The sequence below is a fragment of the Caballeronia sordidicola genome (genome assembly GCF_000729995.1).
Lineage (GTDB): Bacteria > Pseudomonadota > Gammaproteobacteria > Burkholderiales > Burkholderiaceae > Caballeronia > Caballeronia sordidicola_A.
This window is the reverse complement of the sequence record NZ_JNFG01000199.1, coordinates 413,418-430,746: the sequence shown is the minus strand read 5'-3', so window position 1 is coordinate 430,746 and position 17,329 is coordinate 413,418. Positions and strand designations below refer to the sequence as shown.

Genomic DNA, 17,329 nt, shown 5'->3' with positions numbered 1-17,329 from the left:
TCAGGCGACGACCGAAAGCTGTTCGGGAGCGTCGGCTGCGGGTCCGGCCTTTATCGACTTGACTAGTTGAATGAAGCGTTCTTCGATGTCCTGGATCTCGAGAGGATTGGTCACGAGATCACGCCGCATGATCCACGACGTCTCGCTCTGCCGTGCCTTTGTCATGACGGAAAGCAGCCGCTCGGAGATCGTGTGGTCCGTCGCCGAGGCAAGCAGTTTCGCGAGATCGTAGGTATCGAACGCGCTGACGGCATCGAATAGTGTCCGGTCGTCAATGAGATCAAGGTCCGTAAGCGATTCGAGTTCGCTGGCCGGTCGAGCCTTTTTCTTGGAGAAATAAGCGACGCCGTTCTTTTCGATATACGTCAGCACTTTGGTCCGCCGGAACGCGAAGATATCTTCGGCAATTTCCGCACGCGAGAGCTTATCGAGTATCAACTGTCTCTCGACGCCGATCAGCGCCTCGAGGTCGGACAGCTCGATCAACTCCAGTTCGCTCGCGATCGAAATATCAAGCTCTTGATCACCGACTCGTTGAGCACGTTCGATAATCCGCACGGCATCGAAGGTGACAACCTGGCGGCTGGACGTGTCGTCCGTGGCGGCAGCGGGGACGTTGCCGAGAAAGTCCGCGCGACCGGACTCCAGCGTGACGAGGTTGAGTTTCTCCATGCGTTTGAGCATGGCCATGACATGTACGCGCGGATGGCCTGCTACGGCCTGGCACCGCTTGCAGACTTCAGCGAGTGCGATTGAGACTTCATCGGATTGAAGCCGGCGGCCTCGCGCTTCCCTGTTTTCACCGCCCGCCATCAAGCTGAGCACGTGGGCGTAAGAGACTATGCCGGGCAGAAAGTCAGCGTTCGTGTATGTCGCGAGGAGTTCGTCCTTTCGTTTGTTGCGGCGAATCAGTGTGCGCATCAAATGGCGAAGGAGCGGCGAGACGCGTTCCAGTTCTTCTTCCACGACCTTCGCTTCAATCACGCTCAGCCGGCAGAAGCTAAGCGCCTTCGCTGTCGACCCGCGTGGCTCGGACGGCAACAACGCCGATTCTCCGAAGCACTCTCCCTTGCCCAGGGTCGCGAGGACAACACGCCTGTCGTCGCATTTTGCCGAGATCTCGACTTTTCCTTCAGCAATTACATAGATCGCCGAGGTACCGATATACCCTTCCGAGTAGATGACTTCACCCGGTGCGATAGCCCGCAGTCTGGACAAGCTTTCCTGATTCAATGTAGCCCCCGAAGTGTTGACGCCAGGTCCCGCTTTTGTTTGTTGGGTACTCAAGCGTTTTGCCGATATTTACGTGTTCTGCACGCAATATCGGCCCTGTTTGGGAACTCTTTAGCGATGGTTACGCAACAAATTGGTTGACTGGAGGAGGGCACCGCAGGGACTCTTCCCGGGCGCTGCCTAACGGTCATTTGCTGCAAATACGCAAACGTTAAAGCGGGTTAACAAGGGCCGGTTGACGTCAGGCTTGCATGGGAAGACCGAATGCATTGGCTCGATCAGTTATCGCTTGGCTGATGCACGGAATTTGTCCGGAGTTCTGTCCGTAACCCGGTGATTTCGAACGCTTCACCGTGACGATTGCCCAATGAGGGAGCGGACTTGTTTATTACAATGGCTAAACATTGAACGGGGACTAGAGAGAAAATTTCGCAGGGCGAGGGGCGCTATACAACCCAGCCGTCGATTGCCTTTCTGCCAAACCGCTCGAACATCTCTGACACGGAGCAATTAATATTATTAGTGTTACGGATTAAGTGCGTGATTATCAGAACTTGGCCGCCGCTTTCGAGTGCAGATATTTTTCAAATCACAGTCACGCAAAAAACAATGCTGATTTTTCGCTGCGACTGCTCAACGAAGTGTTATAAGGAATTCGAGTCACCCTAACCAATACGTTATGCGAAATACTTCGACGAATCACTCGGCATGCAGGTGAAGTTGCTCAAAGCAACTTTCATGCAACAACAGGCACTGCGTCGAAAGGGACGAAGCGCGTCATCGAGGAAGCGCCGAGCGTGGCACAGAAATAAATAGGCGAAGACCAGCCTATAAAGTAGGTTCTAATGGACGTCGAGGGCGCTAGAGGGGTTTCCCATGAGTGCAGCGTGGATGGGTATGGTCGTCGGTCTGTTCGTGCTTGCGAGCGCAGCCATATTGGTCATTGCCCACTATCGCCGGGAGCATCGGCGCAAGCGGCTGCTTCGTCGGATGGACCATCGTCAATGTTGGGAGGTCATGCGTCGCAGGCATTGAGCGTGACAGGCGTCGCTATTCACGGGTTCGCGTCTTGCGGGCCGCAACGGGCCAACTGAGGGTCGTGTCCGTCTGGCAGGCGTTAAGACAAAGTGACCGGGTGACAGTCACAAAGCATGGTGGGCGAAAAGCAAGAACCTGAGGGGAGGAATTCATGAGCCTCGATGATCGTCGACAACAAGATCTCTCACACATCGAGAGAATGATTCGAGAACTCGAACGCCAGGCACCGGACGAGCGAGGAATACCGGAACGAAGCCCGGTCATTCGGCCGGAATACTGGCGTGATCGTATCCATGTCCTGGTAAGTTCTTCGGACGCAAACGTTTCAACGATCAAGCACGCTGCTGTTCTATTGGAAAGGCTGGCGCGCTTGTCCGCGAGGTGAGCAACGCGATGGAGCCGTATCAACGTAACCAGGATGGGTCCAGATAGGGCTGTTGTCAGGGCGCCTTTCGTCTCAACTTGCTTTGCACGAAGATCGATCCTGGCGAAGAGATATGAGCAATACCATTCATCAAACAGTGAGGTTCCATGTGGAAGTGGATACGCTGACGCAGCGCATTCGGACCCGCGCCAATGAACTTTGGCGGCAGGACGGCAGTCTCGAAGGCTGCGCCGACGAATACTGGAGACAAGCGCGAGAACTCGTTGAACTTGAGGCGGCCCTGGAGGCTGCGGTAACGGGGATTGGGCGCGCCGAACAGAACAAACCTGACACAGCGTTCAGTCAGAGACAATGCAAATTGGGTGGCACTACTTTAAGCCCGAGTTATGAAGTCACTTAACCTGATGTGAGCACATCGAAGTTGCCAGAAATTCCTCAGCTATTCTCATATCATTCGTAGGACCTGCCGCCGCTACTAGGTTGAACAGGCTTGTTCCGTCTAGCTCTCTAGCAACAGCAAGCACAGCCGCCTTGATGCCTGAAACCATAGGCTCCTTCTTCTGTCGGCGTTTGTCTGCCGCGCGTTGCCAGCCGCACCGTGGAACCGCTGGCAACGCGCGGCGACAAGACACCGCACTTCGGGCACGGTGCTTCTTCACCGCGTCTGGAAACCGGACGCATGGAATCAAACGCACCGCAAGTATTGCAGGCATGCTCGTAGATCGGCATGACGTTCTACCAGTGGCCGCCAAGTTCGCCGCGCGCGACGAACTCTCCCTGACCGGTGCGTCCGACCCAGTCGCCGTTGTCGATCAGCAGCTCTCCTCGTAGCAGCACCTTCTTCACCCGGCCCGTGACCTCGCGGCCCTCGAACAACGTGAAGTCGCAATCGCTGTGCTGCGTGTGGGCGCTGATCGTGTGCGACTCGTTCGGATCGAACAGGACAATATCGGCGTCGCTGCCAACTGCAAGCGTTCCCTTCTTCGGGAACAGGCCGAAGAGCTTGGCCGGCGCAGTCGACATCAACTCGACGAAGCGATTCAGCGTGATGTGGCCGCTCCGTACGCCGCCGTCATAGACCACGGTCATGCGTGTTTCGACGCCAGGCACGCCGTTCGGGATCTTCGAAAAGTCGCTGCTTCCCAACGGCTTCTGGTTGACGTTGCCTCGATGGCCTTCCTTCATGCAATACGGACAGTGATCGGTCGAGATCAGTTGCAGGTCGTCGGTCTTGAGCGCCGTCCAGAGGGCCTTCTGCGACTCCTTCGATCGCAACGGTGGACTCATTACATATCGCGCGAGATCGAAGCTGTCATCGGAGTACGCTGAGTCGTCGAAGAAGAGATAGTGCGGACAGGTCTCCGCGAACACGGGAATGCCGAGGTCGCGCGCCTCGATCACATGCTTCAGCGCTTCTTTCGCCGAAAGGTGGACGAAGTAGACCGGTGCTTCGGCGAGTTCGGCGAGCTTGATGCCGCGATGCGTAGCTTCCCCCTCCATGATCGCGGGACGTGTCAACGCGTGATAACGCGGCGCGGTGTGACCAAGCGCCAGCGCCTCGCGAATCAGCAGGTCGATGATCGTGCCGTTCTCGGCATGCAGCGCGATCATGCCGCCGTGCTGACCGACCATCCGCATGGCCTGGAAAATGGCGGCGTCGTCCGACATCACCGTGCCGGGATAGGCCATGAACATCTTGAAGCTCGATACGCCTTCGTGACGGATCGCATATTGCATGTCACCAAGCACGCGCTCGTCCACCTGCGTGACGATCACGTGAAACCCGTAGTCGATGCTCGCCGCCGATGCAGCCTTTGACTGCGCCCGCGAGATCGCATCGAGCGGACTCGTGCCGGCCGTCTGCAACGCGAAGTCGATGATCGTCGTGGTGCCGCCGAAGGCCGCCGAGCGCGTGCCCGAGGCAAAGTTGTCGGCTGTCACTGACGGCCCGAAGGTGTTCTCCATGTGCGTATGGCAATCGACGCCGCCGGGAAACACCAGTAGCCCGGCGGCGTCGATCACGCGCGTATCCGGTCCCGCATCGAGGTGCAACCCGATGCTGACGACGCGCTCGCCTTCCACGAGGATATCGGCGACATAGTCGTCAACGGCTGTGATGATGCGGCCGCCTTTGATGAGGATGGTGCTCATGAGTCACTCCGTTGAACGCTGGTGGCGATGGCGAGCGCGTCTTCAAGACGCGCTATTTCTGCGCGGGAGAGCGGCGGGATGGGCGGGCGCATCGACGCATGCGGGAAGTGGCCGAGCAAGTGCAGGCATGCCTTCAGGCGCGCATTGGCGTGGGAGCCCGGCGCGGTTCCATAGATGGCCTTCGCAAGCGGATAGACGCGCTCATGAAGCTGCTGCGCCTGGGCGAGATCGCGGCGTTCCACAGCGCGATACAGCGCGACGATCAGTTCAGGCACCACGGCTGCCAGACTGACGAGGGTGCCTTCGGTGCCGAGCGCAAAACAGGTGAAGAGGTGCTCGTCGCCGGAAGCCATCACGGCCACATGCGGCGCGATCGACTTGATGAGCCGGCGGTTCGCTTCATAGGCGGCGGTTTCCCAACTGCCTTCCTTGATGGCCACGACCTCGGGCAAGCTGACGAGCGCGGTGAGCATCTCCGGCGTGTAGGCCATGCCGCCGGTGGCGACGCCGGCCTGGTAAAGCATCATGGGCAGGCGTGCTTCGGCGTTGGCGATCCGGTGATGCAGGAGAACGGTGTCGATATCGGTCGACAGCGCCCACGAGTACGGTGGAAACAGGAGCATGGCGTCGGCGCCGGCCTGCCGTGCATCGTTGGTGTGGGCCTGCGCTTCATAGCTGTCCTCGGAGTTCACGCCCGCTACGATGATCAAACGATCACCGCAGACGGCATGCGCAATGTCCACTACGCGTCGTTTGTCCGCTGCCGAGAGCGCGAAGTTCTCGCCGGCGTGGCCGTTCACGAGCAGGCCCGCAATGCCGTCCACATCCGCCACTGTTTCGATATGCCGCGCGAGCGCGGCTTCGTCCAGGTGTCGGCCGTCCGCGTCGAGAGGGCACAGCGTGGCGGCATAAACGCCGTTAAATGGGTCGGCATGCGTGGGAATCATTCTGTCTTTTCTCAATGAGGTTGGGCAAGCGCCTCGACAGGAACCATGAGGCGCGCCGGATCGAACAGGGGCAACTCGGGTTCCTCGCCGAGCATGGCTTGGGCAAGCAGCTTGCCCATGTAGGGACCACTGGTGTAACCGGAGTGCACGCAACCGATCACCCAGGCATCCGGAAGACCGGGAAGCGCGCCGATCATCGGCATGGCGTCGGCTGTTTCTGCCTCAAGCCCGAGCCAGATGCGGGCCACGCGCGCTTGGGCGAGCGCGGGGATCACATGCTGCGCGAGCCGGAGATTGCCGATCAGGTTGTCGGGCACCGTCTCTACTCCACCGCGAACACGATCGCCAACGCCTTGCCAGCCGCCGCCTATCAGCACGCTGCCGTTGGCGAACTGCTTCATCGACAGCAGTCCATTCGCAATGCTTAATACTGACTGCATCACGGGCGGCATGCGTTCGGTGACGATCAGCTGATTAACGAGCGTCTTGACGGGGATGTCGATATCGAGCATGGCGAGCAGGGGTTCCAGCCACACGCCGCCCGCCATCACGAGACGTGTTGCGTCTATATGGATTGCGTCGGCCGGACCGGTCACTTGATACATCCCGGCGACCCGATCGATGCGCGTAGCCGGTGTCTGCTCGAAAATATGCACGCCCGCTTCGCGCAATGCTGCATGGTAGGCGCGGCCAGTGAGGTAGGCGCTGGCGAAACCGTCGGTTGCGCAGTGCGCCGCTTGCAGGACTGCGGGATTCAAGCCGGGCTCGACGGCGAGCGCGGCATCCCGGTCGAGCAGATCGATCCGGGCGCCGTACGCGCGTCTTGCCGCCGCTCGTTGCTGCAACAGCGTCTTCTCGTGCTCCGTGAAGGCGAGCGAGAGGCCGGGCGCGGCGGTGGCGAGTACGCTTTGGCCTAGCCACGCATCAGTGTTCATCCACATGTCCCACGCGCGGATAGCGTAGGGAACGAGCGCGGCACGCGTCATGTGCAGCGTCAACGTGCCGGCGTTCACCCCTGATGCGCCACGGCACAGCGAATCGCGTTCGACCACCGCCACCCGCATGCCGGCACGCGCAAGGAATAGTGCGGTTGTGCATCCCATCACACCGCCGCCGATCACGGCGACATCGAATGCGGTTGTCATCGCCTGGTTCATAGGGGCGCCGCCATCGGGATCGGAATGTCGTCGTAGCTGAAGTTGCCGGTCAGCGCCTCCACTGTCATGGGCCGCAACGGCGTGCGGGCCGACAAGCAGCCGGCGCGTTCGCGCGAGCCACCATGCACGCGTGCGGCCAGCAGTTCCGCCGCCACGTCCCCGCAGGTGCGGCCCTGGCACGGTCCCATCCCGCACCGGGTCCACGCCTTGAGCTGATTCATGTCGTGCGCGCCGGCGTCGCAGGCGGCGTCGATCTCGGCGCGGGTCACGTCTTCACATCGGCAGACAATGGTTTGCGGCTCAATGCTGTCAGTGTGCCCAGGCCGCAGCGCCATCAATTGCGCCATCGAACGGCCGAAGCGCGCAGCCTTGGCGTGCGCCTGACGTGCGGCCGGTACGCGTGACCGGAGTTGGGCGGCGTCAGTGCCTAAGTGAGTACCTAAGTGAGTGCCTAAGTCGATGGCGCAGGCGAGCCCGGCGAGCGTGCCGTGGTGGCCCGCCGCGGCCGCGCCGGCGATACCTGCGCCGTCGCCTGCCACGTAGAGCCGTGGGCGTGACGTGCGGCCGTCCTGGTCGGCAACGGCGATCCAGCCACCCGCTTGCCGCGAGTAACGGTGTTCCGCGCGCAAGAGCCGCGTGATCTCGGATGACGGGGTCAGGCCATGACCGACCGCGATGCAGTCGGCGACCACGCTGCGCTGTTTTCCTGCGATGGGGCGCCCCGCCGCGTCGCACGGCGCGAGCGTCGCGTGCAGCCCGTCGTGGGCTTGCTCGACTTTGACCAGGGTGTGCCGTGAAAGCGTGGGTACGCCCGCGCTCCAGATCTCGCGCACCCAGTGGAACCCTTCACGCATCAGGTCAGGGCGCGACACCATGGCGGGCAACGTGCGTCCCCAGTCGCCCACGCCTGCTATATCCGCAATCGCCTCGACCTTGCCGCCGCCTTCTATGATCTTCGCCGCGACGGCCGCGAGCAACGGCCCGCAGCCGGCCACGAGCGTCGAGCGTCCCGGCAGGATGCCCTGCGATTTAAGGAGGATCGTCGCGGCGGCGAGTCCTATTACGCCGGGTGTGGTCCACCCGTCGAAGGGCACGACGCGTTCCGTGGTTCCCGTGGCGACGATCAGTGCGCGTCCGCTGCAATGCACGGGGCCGGCCGGACCGGCAGCATCGACACGATAGTCCGCAGTGACGGCCCACACCACGTGATTGAAGTATGTAATAACCGCACTTTGGTCGAGTTCGTGACGAAGGGTATCGCCTTGCTGCAGGTCCCCTGTCGGAGGGATCGCGCTGCTGATCGGGGCGCGATAGACCGGGTCGCGATAAACCTGACCGCCGGCCGCCGGGTTCTCGTCGAACAGCGCAACCTTGAGACCCGCCGCAGATGCCGCCAGCGCTGCGTTCACGCCAGCGGGGCCGCCACCGAGCACGAGGACGTCGAAGTCAGGCATTGATGCCGGCCTCCGGTACCGTCTCAACTCGCATGCCGTCAGCGACCGGGGTCCTGCACGCAAGCACGCGGCGAGCGTCGACCATGACCAGGCACTCCTGGCAAGACCCCATCAGGCAGAACATGCCGCGCGGCGAGTGCTCACGCGGACTTGCACGCAGGCTCTTCGTACCCGACGCGAACAGGGCGGCCGCCACGCTTTCGCCCACACGCGCCGACGCCGGCTGCCCGTCGAAGAAAAACCGGATGGTGGTGGCGCGGCCTGAATTGTCGATGCGCATGGTCTCGTCATTCAGCATGAGACGGCCTCCCTTGACAACTAATTTCGTCGATGTTTCCATACTATCGTATACGGTTCGTATACGTAAATTGGTCAAAATAAAGAGGGTCCGGGAGTACCCGAACCGCACGCCAGAACTGTGAGCAATCCGCCCCGAACCTTTTACGGAGTTACCGCATGAAATCCCTGATACTCTTGAGCCGCCGGCTCGCCGTGGGCCTTGCCGCTTGCTCGTTGCTTGGCTCGTTGCTTAGCCCCATGAGCGGCAGCGCCCGCACGCTCGACGAAATCATTGCGTCGAAGAAGATCGTGTTCGGCATCAACCCTAACTTGCCGCCGCTCGGCACCTACGACGCGAAGAACAACATCGACGGCTTCGATGTCAGCATTGCGAAGAAGATTGCGGACTCGCTCGGCGTCAAGCTTGAGATCGTTCCGGTCGGGTCCAATGATCGCGTGCCGTTCCTGATGACTGACAAGATCGACGCGGTCATGGGGGGCATGACGCGTAACGCTGACCGCCTGAAGGTGATCGATTTCACTGATCCGGTGAACACGGAAGTGCTGGGTGTCCTGACGACACAAGCGACGTCCTATTCGGACTGGACGCAGTTGAACGATCCGGCGGTGCGTCTCGTGCAGGTACGCGGCACGACGCCTATTCAGTTGATCCAGGAGAAGCTACCCAAGGCGCAGCTCCTGATCCTCGATAATTACCCGGACGCGGTGCGCGCGATTGCCCAGGGCCGCGCCGATGCATTGATCGATGTACTCGACTTCATGCTGAGCTATACGAAGAACTATCCGACAAAATGGCGTGTGGTGGACGCACCGATCGAAGTGGACTACGACTGTATCGGTGTGCAGAAGGGCAATACGGCGCTGACGCAGCGGCTGAACAAGGAAGTTGATGCGCTGCAGAAAAACGGCTTTGTCGCCGCGAGCTGGAAGAAGTGGTTCGGCAGTGCGATGCTGCATGACCCAACTGCTGCGCCTGCTCAGTAACTGCACAGTAACCGCATCCGGTGAGAGCCACTATTCGATGACCCTTCACTTCGAGCCGATTCTCCAGCAGTGGCCTTATCTGCTTGGCGGTGCATGGCTCAGTCTGCAAATTGCCGTGCTCGCGTTCATGCTCGGCATGGTCATCGGGCTCGTATGCGCTTCGGTGTTGCGCTACGGGCCGGTATTCTTGCGCCGGGTGGTGACGGCGTATGTGACCTTCGCGACCAACACGCCGCAACTCGTGCAGATTTTTTTCCTGTTCTTCGCGCTGCCCGAGATTGGCGTGACCCTCTCGCCATTCACGGCGGTGCTGATCGGGGCGACGTTCAATGCGGGCGCGTATCTGTGCGAGATCCAGCGCGCCGGTTTTAATTCGGTCCGCCTGATGGAAGTCGAAGCCGCTGAAGTGCTTGGGTTTTCCACGATGCAGATCGTGCGGCACGTGATTCTGCCGCACGTACTCAAGGTGATGTTTCCTCCGCTGTCGAACCAGTTCATCGTCATGACGCTCGGCACGTCGATGGCGTCGATCTTCGGCGTGGAAGAACTGACGGGCCGCACGTACAACCTCAGTTCTCAAACGTATCTCTCAGTCGAAGCGTTCAGCGTGGCCGCGGTGCTGTATATCGCGATCACACTGATCGCAACCTTCGCGCTGGCGATGATCGGGCGATATGTCTGCCGCGCCAAAATCAGGGTCTTCTGATGTTCGCTTCCTCACAGGCCGAAATCGCGCAGCTGTTTTCCTTTTACAACCTGCTGTTGCTGTTGGAAGGATTCGCCGCAACGTTTGTGCTGTCGGCGCTCGGCTGCTTCGCGGGGTTCCTGGCGGGCTTCGTCGTGGCGGTTGTCCGCGTCACACATTCCCGCGCGATGGCGCCCCTGCGGGCGCTCGCCTTCGCCTATTGCTTCCTGTTCCGCCGCATCCCGTTCCTGGTGACGCTGATGCTCGTGTTCTTCGCGAGCCAGTCGTCGAAAGCGAATCTCTCGACGTTTGCCGTGGCGTCACTGAGCGTTTGCCTGATCGCAGCCGCCTACCTTGGGGAGATCATTCGAAGCGGACTCGAATCGGTACATGGAAACCAATGGGAAGCCGCACAGACGATGAATTTCTCGACCTTCCAAACGTTGCGCTTCGTGATCGTGCCGCAGGCGTGGAGGGTGGTCGTGCCGCCCACGTTCGGCTTCTTCGTCATGTTCATCAAGGACACCGCGCTGGCCTCGCAGATTGGCGTGATGGAATTGACCTCGGCCGGCAAAGTGCTGACCAACAAGGGCTTTTCTTCATGGCTCGTGTACGGCGCGGTCCTGGTGCTGTATTTCGTCATGTCGTACCCGCTGTCGCGCTTGGGTAAGCGCCTGGAGAGAAAACTTGCCGCAACTCGAAATCGTTGATCTGAAGGCATCGTACGGACCGCACACGGTCCTCGAACGCATCAACCTCTCGGTCGAGAAGGGCGAAATCGTCAGCCTGATCGGACCTTCCGGGTCGGGCAAGAGCACCTTGCTGCGCGTCTTGACGGGGCTGTTGCCACCGGAGCGCGGCACCGTGCGATTGAACGGCAAGCTTGTGAACTACGGGGACAAGGCGGCCGTGCATGCGTTGCGCTCGGAGATCGCGATTGTCTTTCAGCAATACAACCTGTTCCAGAACATGACCGTGCTGGACAACGTGATGATCACGCCCACCAAAATCAAGGGTTGGCCGCGCAAGCAGGTGGAGGAGGATGCCATCAAGCTGCTCACGCGCGTGGGCCTTGGACATCGGCTAAAAGCGTATCCGGACGAGTTGTCTGGCGGACAGCAGCAACGCGTTGCAATCGCCCGTGCGCTTGCGTTAAAGCCGAATGTACTGTTCCTCGATGAGGTGACGGCCGCGCTCGATCCCGAACTTGTCACCGAAGTACTCGACACTATTCGAGCGCTGGCGTCGGAGGGAATCACGATGTTTATCGTGTCGCATGAGATGAGCTTCGTGCGCGAGGTCTCGTCTAAAGTGGTGTTCATGGCAGGCGGCCATGTGATCGAGAGCGGCTCGCCGCAGCAAGTTCTCGATGCCCCGCAGGAAGTCCGAACGCGCGAATTCGTCGGCAAGATCCTGCGGCACTGATCCGGAAGCGAATGGGCATCGAGCCGATGAACGTGTAGCGCTGCGAGCCTGATCGCGCTGGTCTGTTTCAGGTACCGCTGTCTTCACTCAGGCGGTCGAGCACGAAACGGCGCAGGTTTTGCAGATGCGCGCGAACGGCGCTGCGTGCGGCATCCGCGTTGTCCGTTGCGTACGCTTCGAGGATCGCGAGGTGCTCCGCGCGATCTTCCTCGATGCGGTTGAAGGGCGTCGAGAGTTCGAACAGCCGGGTGTTCGTGCGCACGACTTCGATCATCCGCGCGAGAACTTCGTTGCCGCTGGCGTGCGCCATCATGGTGTGGACCTGATCGTCGACCTGCCAGTGCTCCTGCTCCTGCTGGCCGCTGCGCAGTGCCTTGATCTTCTTGATCAGTTGCTGGATCTGCTTCTTGTCGATCTTGCCGATGGCCAGGCCGATTGCCTCGGCCTCGAGCAGCTCGCGCACCTTCATTGCCTGGAAATACTCCTGCGCGCCGACGAAGCGCACGGAATAAGAGCGGGCGCCCGCGCGGGCCAGCAAACCCTCGCCTTCAAGCCGCAGCAGTGCTTCGCGCATGGGCGTGCGGGAGATGTTGAGTTCCTCGGCAAGCCGCCCTTCGACGACGGGGCCGCCGCTGCGCAAGGCCTTGTCGAGGATCATTCGCCGCAGAGCCTGGTAAGCCAGTTCGCCTAGTTTTTCCGGGGTTGTCAGGGGAGATGCTGTCACGTTGTCTCGCTCGCTTTAAATGCACGGTATACGCATTGTATGCGATCAACCGGTCATCTTCGTTTCGCGATACCGCTCTCGTTCCCGAGCCTTTGATAAAGGCCAGGCGTGGACGCGGGCGAGCAGGCTGCAAGCATCTCTTGCTGCAAATAGTTCGGCGAACCGGGCCTGACTAAAAGGCGAAGAGCTGCATCGAAAATCTCTTGCAGTAGGCGATCAGGATGGAGTTCGAATATTATTCCGGTTAGTCTGCCAATGGCGCAGCGCCATTTTGCGTGATTCCGGCCGCTGCAAAGAAGCCTTTTTCGCCTTTGGCGTTTCCAGGGGAAAGTGCACACTGTACCGTGCCTTACTGCACAAACGAACAGAGCGAAATCACCATGACCACTCGAGTACCGCTCAACGGGCAATCATCAGCATCCAGGCGAGACGCAGTCGCCCCTCGCGGTATTATCAGCGCAGTGCTTGCGGGGTTGCTGCTCCTGGCAACCGTGTTGTTCCCGCTCTCTTTGGGGGCGACGCTGGAAGCGTTGATCGAGGAATACTGGGTAGGGACGGTCTCCAGTCAATACGATTCCTTTTTGGCGCTATTCATTCCGCTCACTAGTGGTACCGGTATCGCAGTCATGCTCTTGGTGTTGCTGCGCATGATAGCCGGCAGGCGCAGGCGTCAAGCGCGATAGATGACGACTCACTGTTTGCGGGTACGCACTTGCGCCTCCAACGGCAAGACAATCGCGAAACAACGGCTTGGGGCTCGCATTGAAAGTCCGGTCGAGGGTGCAATTCCGTGTCGAGTAGAACTTTCGTGGGCAATGTATGAACGAATCCGCACGCGACGCCGGCGGCACAGATGCGATTCTCAAAGAACTGGAACGGGAAAATGCTGCTTTGCGTCAGGACCGCGATAATCTGAAGCGGTTGCTGGCCGAGCGTGATGAACTCCTGCACCTGACCAGTTTTGCACTTAATCAGGTGCGCGAATCCGCCTATCTGTTCAATGAAGCCGGTCGCCTCGTCTATGCCAACGAGGAAGCCTGCCGGACGCTGGGATACAGCAATACCGAATTGTTGCAGATGGGCGTGGCGGATATCGATCCGGAATGGACTGCCGATCGATGGGACGAGGCATGGCCGGCGCTGCGCGAGAAGGGTTCGCTCGTTGTCGAGACTACGCATCGCCGCAAGGACGGCAGCCTGCTGCCGGTCCAGATCAACGCCAGCCATTTCGAATATGGCGGTAAGGAGTACAACCTGTCGATCGCGCGCGACGTCACCGAGCGCGAGCGTGCAAAACTCGCGCTGAGGGAGAGCGAACAGCGTTACCGGCAGGTTTTCGACAATGTTTCAGATGTCCTCTATCTGCTTGAAGTAACGTTGGAAGGACGTTTTCGCACGCTCGAGATCAACCCTGCCGGAGAAAAATCATTCGGTATCCTGAGGGAAAAATTGATTGGCAAGTTCATCGACTACGCATTGCCGAAAGAGGTAGCCGAGGTCCTGGGCGAGAAATACCGGCAATGTGTTCAATCCGGCGTGGCTTGCAACGATGAACTGACGCTCGAACTGCCCGGCGGGCGCCACCATTTCCACTCGACCCTGATCCCCGTGCACGACGAGTCCGGACGCATTCACCGGATTGTCGGCATTGCACGAGACATGACGGCCCACCATCGGACAGAATCGCTGCTGACGACCCAACTGGAACTCGAAGCTCAGTTCCGCTGGCTGGCGGAAAGCACGCTCGACGTTATCTGCCGATATGACCGGCAATGCCGTCTCGTCTACGCCAATTCGGGGCTTGCAGCGACGCTGCGCAAACCCTTGCAGGATTTGTTGGGCAAGACACCGGTGGACCATGAGTCCGATGGCCGGTACGCGCAGTATCAGGGGTTGCTCGAGAGCGTCATTGAAACCGGCACGGAGCGTCATGTCGAAGTCACTGTGCCCGATGGTGGCAGTGGCGCGCGCCATCATCACGTCCGGATCATCGCTGAGCGCGGGTTGCAGGGCGAGGTTGTGGGCGCGCTTGCGCTGGGTCTCGATATTACCGAGCGCAAGGAGGCGGAGCAGCGGCTCTATGCGAGTGAACAGGCCTTCCGCGCCGTTGTGGAGCATTCACCCGATTACATCGCCCGTTACGATCTCGACTTTCACCGCGTATACGCGAATCCTGCGCTTCTCAAGCTGATGAGCTTGCCAGCCAGCGACGTGCTCGGTACGACGCCGGCTCAACTATCGTCGTTTGTCGATGCTGCTCGCTATATGGACCAGTTGCGGCGCGTGGTGGAAACCGGCAACGAAGTGACAGAGGAGGTGCGGCTGCGCGGTGGCGAAGGCCAGATTCGCTGGGGGCATATGCTGATCGTTCCCGAGTTTGCGCCCGACGGTAAGGTTGCCAGCGTGCTCGCCGTCTGTCGCGACATCGACGAATTGAAGCGAAGCGAGCAGCTCTTTCGCACGCTGACCGAGAACTTTCCGGATTTCATTGCCCGGTTTGACCGCGACGGCAGGTTTCTCTACGCCAATCCCGCCATAACCAAGGGGTTCGGCCTGCCACAGGAGGCTTTGATCGGCAAGCGGCCAAGCGAGCTTCCTACTGATGACGCGGAGCAAACCGAGCGTATTGAGCAAGGTATCCAGCGGGCGTTTTTGGAGGGGCAATCGAACGAAGATGAAACGCGATGGCAAACCGTCCAGGGCGTCCGCATGCTCGAGGCGCGGCATGTTCCGGAAAAGGACGCCGAAGGCAAGGTCGTCAGCGTGCTGGGCATTGGCCGCGACATCACCAGACTGAGAACGACCGAAGTGGCATTGCGCGACAGCGAACGGGCCTTTCGCACGCTTGCGGAAAACGCGCCGGATGCGATTGTCCGGTACGACCGGAACTGCCGCCGTACGTACGTCAACCCGGAATTCGTGCGCGTGACCGGCGTTGCGGCCGAGAAGCTTTTAGGTGAGCCTACGGAGGTCATGGGTGCTACGGACGAAGTAACCCAGCGGGTTCAGGCGAAACTCAAGGAGATCATGGAAAGCGGCGTGGCGGCCAAATTCGAAGTGAGCTGGACCCGGCACGGCGAGGCTAAGTGCTGGTATGCCCATGCTGTGCCCGAGTACAACGCGGATGGGGGAGTGCAGAGTGTGTTGACAATCTGGCGCGATATCACCGAGCGCAAGGAAGCCGAGCAGCGCTTGCGCGAATCTTATGAGTTGCTGCGTGAGCTCACCTCACGGCGCGAAACGGCTCGCGAGGAAGAGCGCAAGCGTATCGCCCGCGAGATGCACGACGAACTCGGCCAGCACCTGACCGCGCTTCGCATGGGTGTCTCGACCCTGCGCCTGCGGTTCGGCCATGACAATCCGGACCTAGGCGAGCATGTCCAGAGAATACTGCTCCTGTCCGACAAAACGATGCAGGTGCTACGCGACGTCGTGACCTCGCTGCGTCCTGCGGTGCTCGACGCGGGTATCGCCGCGGCGCTCGAGTGGCTGGCTGCCGAATTTTCGCAGCATGGCCAGACGACCTGCCGCCTGAGCGTGTCGGATGAAAGTCCGGAGCTGGCAGAGGAGCGGGCCGTTGCGATCTTCCGGATCGTCCAGGAGGCGCTCACCAATGTCACCCGACATGCCGAAGCGCACGAGGTGTTCATTACGCTGGAGCAGACGGGGGACGATTGTTTGCTGGAAGTGCGCGATGACGGCCGCGGATTTGACCCCGTGGCGATTCCCAGGAAATCCTTTGGGTTGGCGGGTATGAAGGAGCGCGTGTTGATGCTGGGTGGCGCGCTCGACGTCGCCAGTTCGCCGGGGCATGGTACTTCTATCAAGGTGCGTGTGCCGTTTGGTCCGGGTGCCTGACGGCAAGCTTTAGTGCTTTTGACTAAAGGTCCGTCGTATTTGCTGCCTTGTACGCAAGGGTCGGGAGGCCGGCGCGTTCTCTCGCCCATGGTTGAATTGAAATTGCAGCCAAGACAGTTGTCACCCTGCACCTGCTGAACCAAATCGGCCACCGGGTCGTATTGACGACCCAGCGTAACGGTGCCCTAACTCGTACCCGACAATCCGACGAACCCCTGGCGCCCGAATTCGCGGCCGCCTCGACCCAGTTTTCCAGTCGTCGAATTAAAGCCGTTTTCCAACTGGAAAATAGCCGCGCAGTTGATCAATCACGATTTTGCACGGTGCCTCGGGACAAGCGGCAAGCACGCGTCTGAAAAACTGCTTCGATGCCACCGTGTCCCGACGCTCCTGCAGCAGGATATCGAACTCGGCGTCGTGCTGATCGACTGCTCTCCTCAACAGATCAACTAAGCAACTAAGGCTCGCCGCGGTGGGGGTGACCCTTGACCTCCATCACATGCTTACCGTTTCTTACTTGATGGATTCGGCCGTTGCTACGTCGGCGCTGCTGTCCAAATCAATCCGCTAGCCCAAAGCATATTCAACAATCTGTCGACCAAATTATGGTATTCCATAATATTGACGCGCTTGGCTTGCATACATATTATGGAATACCATAATCTCAACGAGCGACATTCTTAGCCTCGCCCACGTTGCTTGCCAGGAAACGATATGAAGCTGGAAGCGCGCAAGTTGGTCACCTATGTCGAAGAGACCTTTATCGAAGGTGATAAGGCTGCGGCCCGGCCATTGGAGGTGCTCAGCGCGGCGGCCGTGCTGCTTAAGCCGTGAACGGGCCGTGGACGAGCCGGGGTTGCGCCAACGACCTGAAGTCCGAGATACACGCACTTGCGCCGAAGAGCCAGGGACAGCTGGAAGAAATGCAGAACACGATCATGAAGCCAGCACGCTTTTCGCCGCTCGCCTGAGAGAGAGCGTACGACTG

General features: G+C 60.0%; 15 protein-coding genes and 2 pseudogenes. 7 read left to right on the top strand and 10 right to left on the bottom strand.

Annotated features, from left to right (window positions below):
• Positions 1-1,233, bottom strand: coding sequence for a Crp/Fnr family transcriptional regulator (locus FH08_RS0136650; protein ID WP_031363103.1), 1,233 nt, complete (start codon positions 1,231-1,233; stop codon positions 1-3).
• Between the two features lie 1,535 nt (positions 1,234-2,768).
• On the opposite strand from FH08_RS0136650, the gene FH08_RS0136645 reads away from it, so the two are divergent.
• Positions 2,769-3,056 carry a DUF2934 domain-containing protein gene (locus tag FH08_RS0136645; RefSeq protein ID WP_031363102.1) on the top strand — a complete coding sequence of 96 codons (288 nt, stop codon included), beginning with the start codon at positions 2,769-2,771 and terminating at the stop codon, positions 3,054-3,056.
• A gap of 107 nt (positions 3,057-3,163) precedes the next feature.
• Here FH08_RS0136645 and FH08_RS54510 read toward each other — a convergent pair whose 3' ends face one another.
• Genes FH08_RS54510 through FH08_RS0136615 form a run of 6 tightly spaced genes read right to left on the bottom strand, consistent with a single transcriptional unit; the run spans position 3,164 to position 8,663 of the window.
• Positions 3,164-3,385, bottom strand: a complete 222-nt coding sequence (locus FH08_RS54510; protein WP_031363101.1) for an FmdB family zinc ribbon protein — start codon at positions 3,383-3,385, stop codon at positions 3,164-3,166.
• A gap of 6 nt (positions 3,386-3,391) precedes the next feature.
• On the bottom strand, positions 3,392-4,807 hold the full coding sequence (gene hydA, locus FH08_RS0136635) for a dihydropyrimidinase (RefSeq protein ID WP_031363100.1): 1,416 nt from the start codon (positions 4,805-4,807) through the stop codon (positions 3,392-3,394).
• Positions 4,804-5,754 carry a dihydrodipicolinate synthase family protein gene (locus FH08_RS0136630; RefSeq protein ID WP_031363099.1) on the bottom strand — a complete coding sequence of 317 codons (951 nt, stop codon included), beginning with the start codon at positions 5,752-5,754 and terminating at the stop codon, positions 4,804-4,806. The genes hydA and FH08_RS0136630 overlap by 4 nt, the downstream gene beginning before the upstream one ends.
• Positions 5,755-5,765: 11 nt before the next feature.
• Positions 5,766-6,899 carry an NAD(P)/FAD-dependent oxidoreductase gene (locus FH08_RS0136625; protein WP_081889710.1) on the bottom strand — a complete coding sequence of 378 codons (1,134 nt, stop codon included), beginning with the start codon at positions 6,897-6,899 and terminating at the stop codon, positions 5,766-5,768.
• An 8-nt stretch (positions 6,900-6,907) separates the two neighbouring features.
• On the bottom strand, positions 6,908-8,365 hold the full coding sequence (locus FH08_RS0136620) for an NAD(P)/FAD-dependent oxidoreductase (protein WP_031363097.1): 1,458 nt from the start codon (positions 8,363-8,365) through the stop codon (positions 6,908-6,910).
• Positions 8,358-8,663 (bottom strand): (2Fe-2S)-binding protein, encoded by a 306-nt coding sequence (locus FH08_RS0136615; RefSeq protein WP_235210613.1) that lies wholly within the window; start codon positions 8,661-8,663, stop codon positions 8,358-8,360. The genes FH08_RS0136620 and FH08_RS0136615 overlap by 8 nt, the downstream gene beginning before the upstream one ends.
• Before the next feature lie 158 nt (positions 8,664-8,821).
• On the opposite strand from FH08_RS0136615, the gene FH08_RS0136610 reads away from it, so the two are divergent.
• The 4 genes from FH08_RS0136610 to FH08_RS0136595 are packed head-to-tail and all read left to right on the top strand — an operon-like array spanning position 8,822 to position 11,759.
• Positions 8,822-9,649 carry a transporter substrate-binding domain-containing protein gene (locus tag FH08_RS0136610; RefSeq protein WP_031363095.1) on the top strand — a complete coding sequence of 276 codons (828 nt, stop codon included), beginning with the start codon at positions 8,822-8,824 and terminating at the stop codon, positions 9,647-9,649.
• Positions 9,621-10,355, top strand: a complete 735-nt coding sequence (locus FH08_RS0136605; protein WP_235210612.1) for an amino acid ABC transporter permease — start codon at positions 9,621-9,623, stop codon at positions 10,353-10,355. The genes FH08_RS0136610 and FH08_RS0136605 overlap by 29 nt, the downstream gene beginning before the upstream one ends.
• A complete protein-coding gene (locus FH08_RS0136600; RefSeq protein ID WP_031363093.1) occupies positions 10,355-11,044 on the top strand; it encodes an amino acid ABC transporter permease in 690 nt (229 codons plus the stop codon). The genes FH08_RS0136605 and FH08_RS0136600 overlap by 1 nt, the downstream gene beginning before the upstream one ends.
• Entirely contained in the window at positions 11,022-11,759 is a 738-nt protein-coding gene (locus FH08_RS0136595; protein ID WP_031363092.1) for an amino acid ABC transporter ATP-binding protein, read from the top strand. Before FH08_RS0136600 ends, FH08_RS0136595 begins: the two co-directional genes overlap by 23 nt.
• A gap of 67 nt (positions 11,760-11,826) precedes the next feature.
• On the opposite strand, the gene FH08_RS0136590 is transcribed toward FH08_RS0136595, so the two are convergent.
• The gene (locus FH08_RS0136590) at positions 11,827-12,417 is read right to left on the bottom strand and encodes a GntR family transcriptional regulator (protein WP_152603008.1); all 591 of its coding nucleotides are present in this window, start codon (positions 12,415-12,417) and stop codon (positions 11,827-11,829) included.
• 446 nt (positions 12,418-12,863) lie between these two features.
• Between FH08_RS0136590 and FH08_RS0136585 the strand changes: the two genes are divergently transcribed.
• Both FH08_RS0136585 and FH08_RS0136580 read left to right on the top strand, forming a co-directional pair.
• Entirely contained in the window at positions 12,864-13,166 is a 303-nt protein-coding gene (locus tag FH08_RS0136585) for a hypothetical protein (RefSeq protein WP_152603007.1), read from the top strand.
• Positions 13,167-13,302: 136 nt separating this feature from the next.
• The gene (locus FH08_RS0136580; protein ID WP_051888803.1) at positions 13,303-16,341 is read left to right on the top strand and encodes a PAS domain-containing sensor histidine kinase; all 3,039 of its coding nucleotides are present in this window, start codon (positions 13,303-13,305) and stop codon (positions 16,339-16,341) included.
• Positions 16,342-16,439: 98 nt separating this feature from the next.
• Here the strand turns inward: FH08_RS0136580 and FH08_RS54225 are convergent.
• A pseudogene (locus FH08_RS54225) lies at positions 16,440-16,634 on the bottom strand (porin); the annotation flags it as partial.
• Positions 16,630-16,785, bottom strand: a pseudogene (locus FH08_RS54505) (DDE-type integrase/transposase/recombinase); the annotation flags it as partial. The pseudogenes FH08_RS54225 and FH08_RS54505, both read right to left, overlap by 5 nt.
• Positions 16,786-17,329: the final 544 nt, after the last annotated feature.

What these genes read in the sequence shown, in the direction of transcription:
- FH08_RS0136645 (WP_031363102.1), top strand. Translation starts at nt 2,769, where the DNA reads ATGAGCAATACCATTCATCAAACAGTGAGGTTCCATGTGGAAGTGGAT.
- FH08_RS0136630 (WP_031363099.1), bottom strand. Translation starts at nt 5,754, where the DNA reads ATGATTCCCACGCATGCCGACCCATTTAACGGCGTTTATGCCGCCACG.
- hydA (WP_031363100.1), bottom strand. Translation starts at nt 4,807, where the DNA reads ATGAGCACCATCCTCATCAAAGGCGGCCGCATCATCACAGCCGTTGAC.
- FH08_RS0136620 (WP_031363097.1), bottom strand. Translation starts at nt 8,365, where the DNA reads ATGCCTGACTTCGACGTCCTCGTGCTCGGTGGCGGCCCCGCTGGCGTG.
- FH08_RS54510 (WP_031363101.1), bottom strand. Translation starts at nt 3,385, where the DNA reads ATGCCGATCTACGAGCATGCCTGCAATACTTGCGGTGCGTTTGATTCC.
- FH08_RS0136600 (WP_031363093.1), top strand. Translation starts at nt 10,355, where the DNA reads ATGTTCGCTTCCTCACAGGCCGAAATCGCGCAGCTGTTTTCCTTTTAC.
- FH08_RS0136615 (WP_235210613.1), bottom strand. Translation starts at nt 8,663, where the DNA reads ATGCTGAATGACGAGACCATGCGCATCGACAATTCAGGCCGCGCCACC.
- FH08_RS0136625 (WP_081889710.1), bottom strand. Translation starts at nt 6,899, where the DNA reads ATGACAACCGCATTCGATGTCGCCGTGATCGGCGGCGGTGTGATGGGA.
- FH08_RS0136605 (WP_235210612.1), top strand. Translation starts at nt 9,621, where the DNA reads ATGACCCAACTGCTGCGCCTGCTCAGTAACTGCACAGTAACCGCATCC.
- FH08_RS0136585 (WP_152603007.1), top strand. Translation starts at nt 12,864, where the DNA reads ATGACCACTCGAGTACCGCTCAACGGGCAATCATCAGCATCCAGGCGA.
- FH08_RS0136580 (WP_051888803.1), top strand. Translation starts at nt 13,303, where the DNA reads ATGAACGAATCCGCACGCGACGCCGGCGGCACAGATGCGATTCTCAAA.
- FH08_RS0136610 (WP_031363095.1), top strand. Translation starts at nt 8,822, where the DNA reads ATGAAATCCCTGATACTCTTGAGCCGCCGGCTCGCCGTGGGCCTTGCC.
- FH08_RS0136590 (WP_152603008.1), bottom strand. Translation starts at nt 12,417, where the DNA reads ATGATCCTCGACAAGGCCTTGCGCAGCGGCGGCCCCGTCGTCGAAGGG.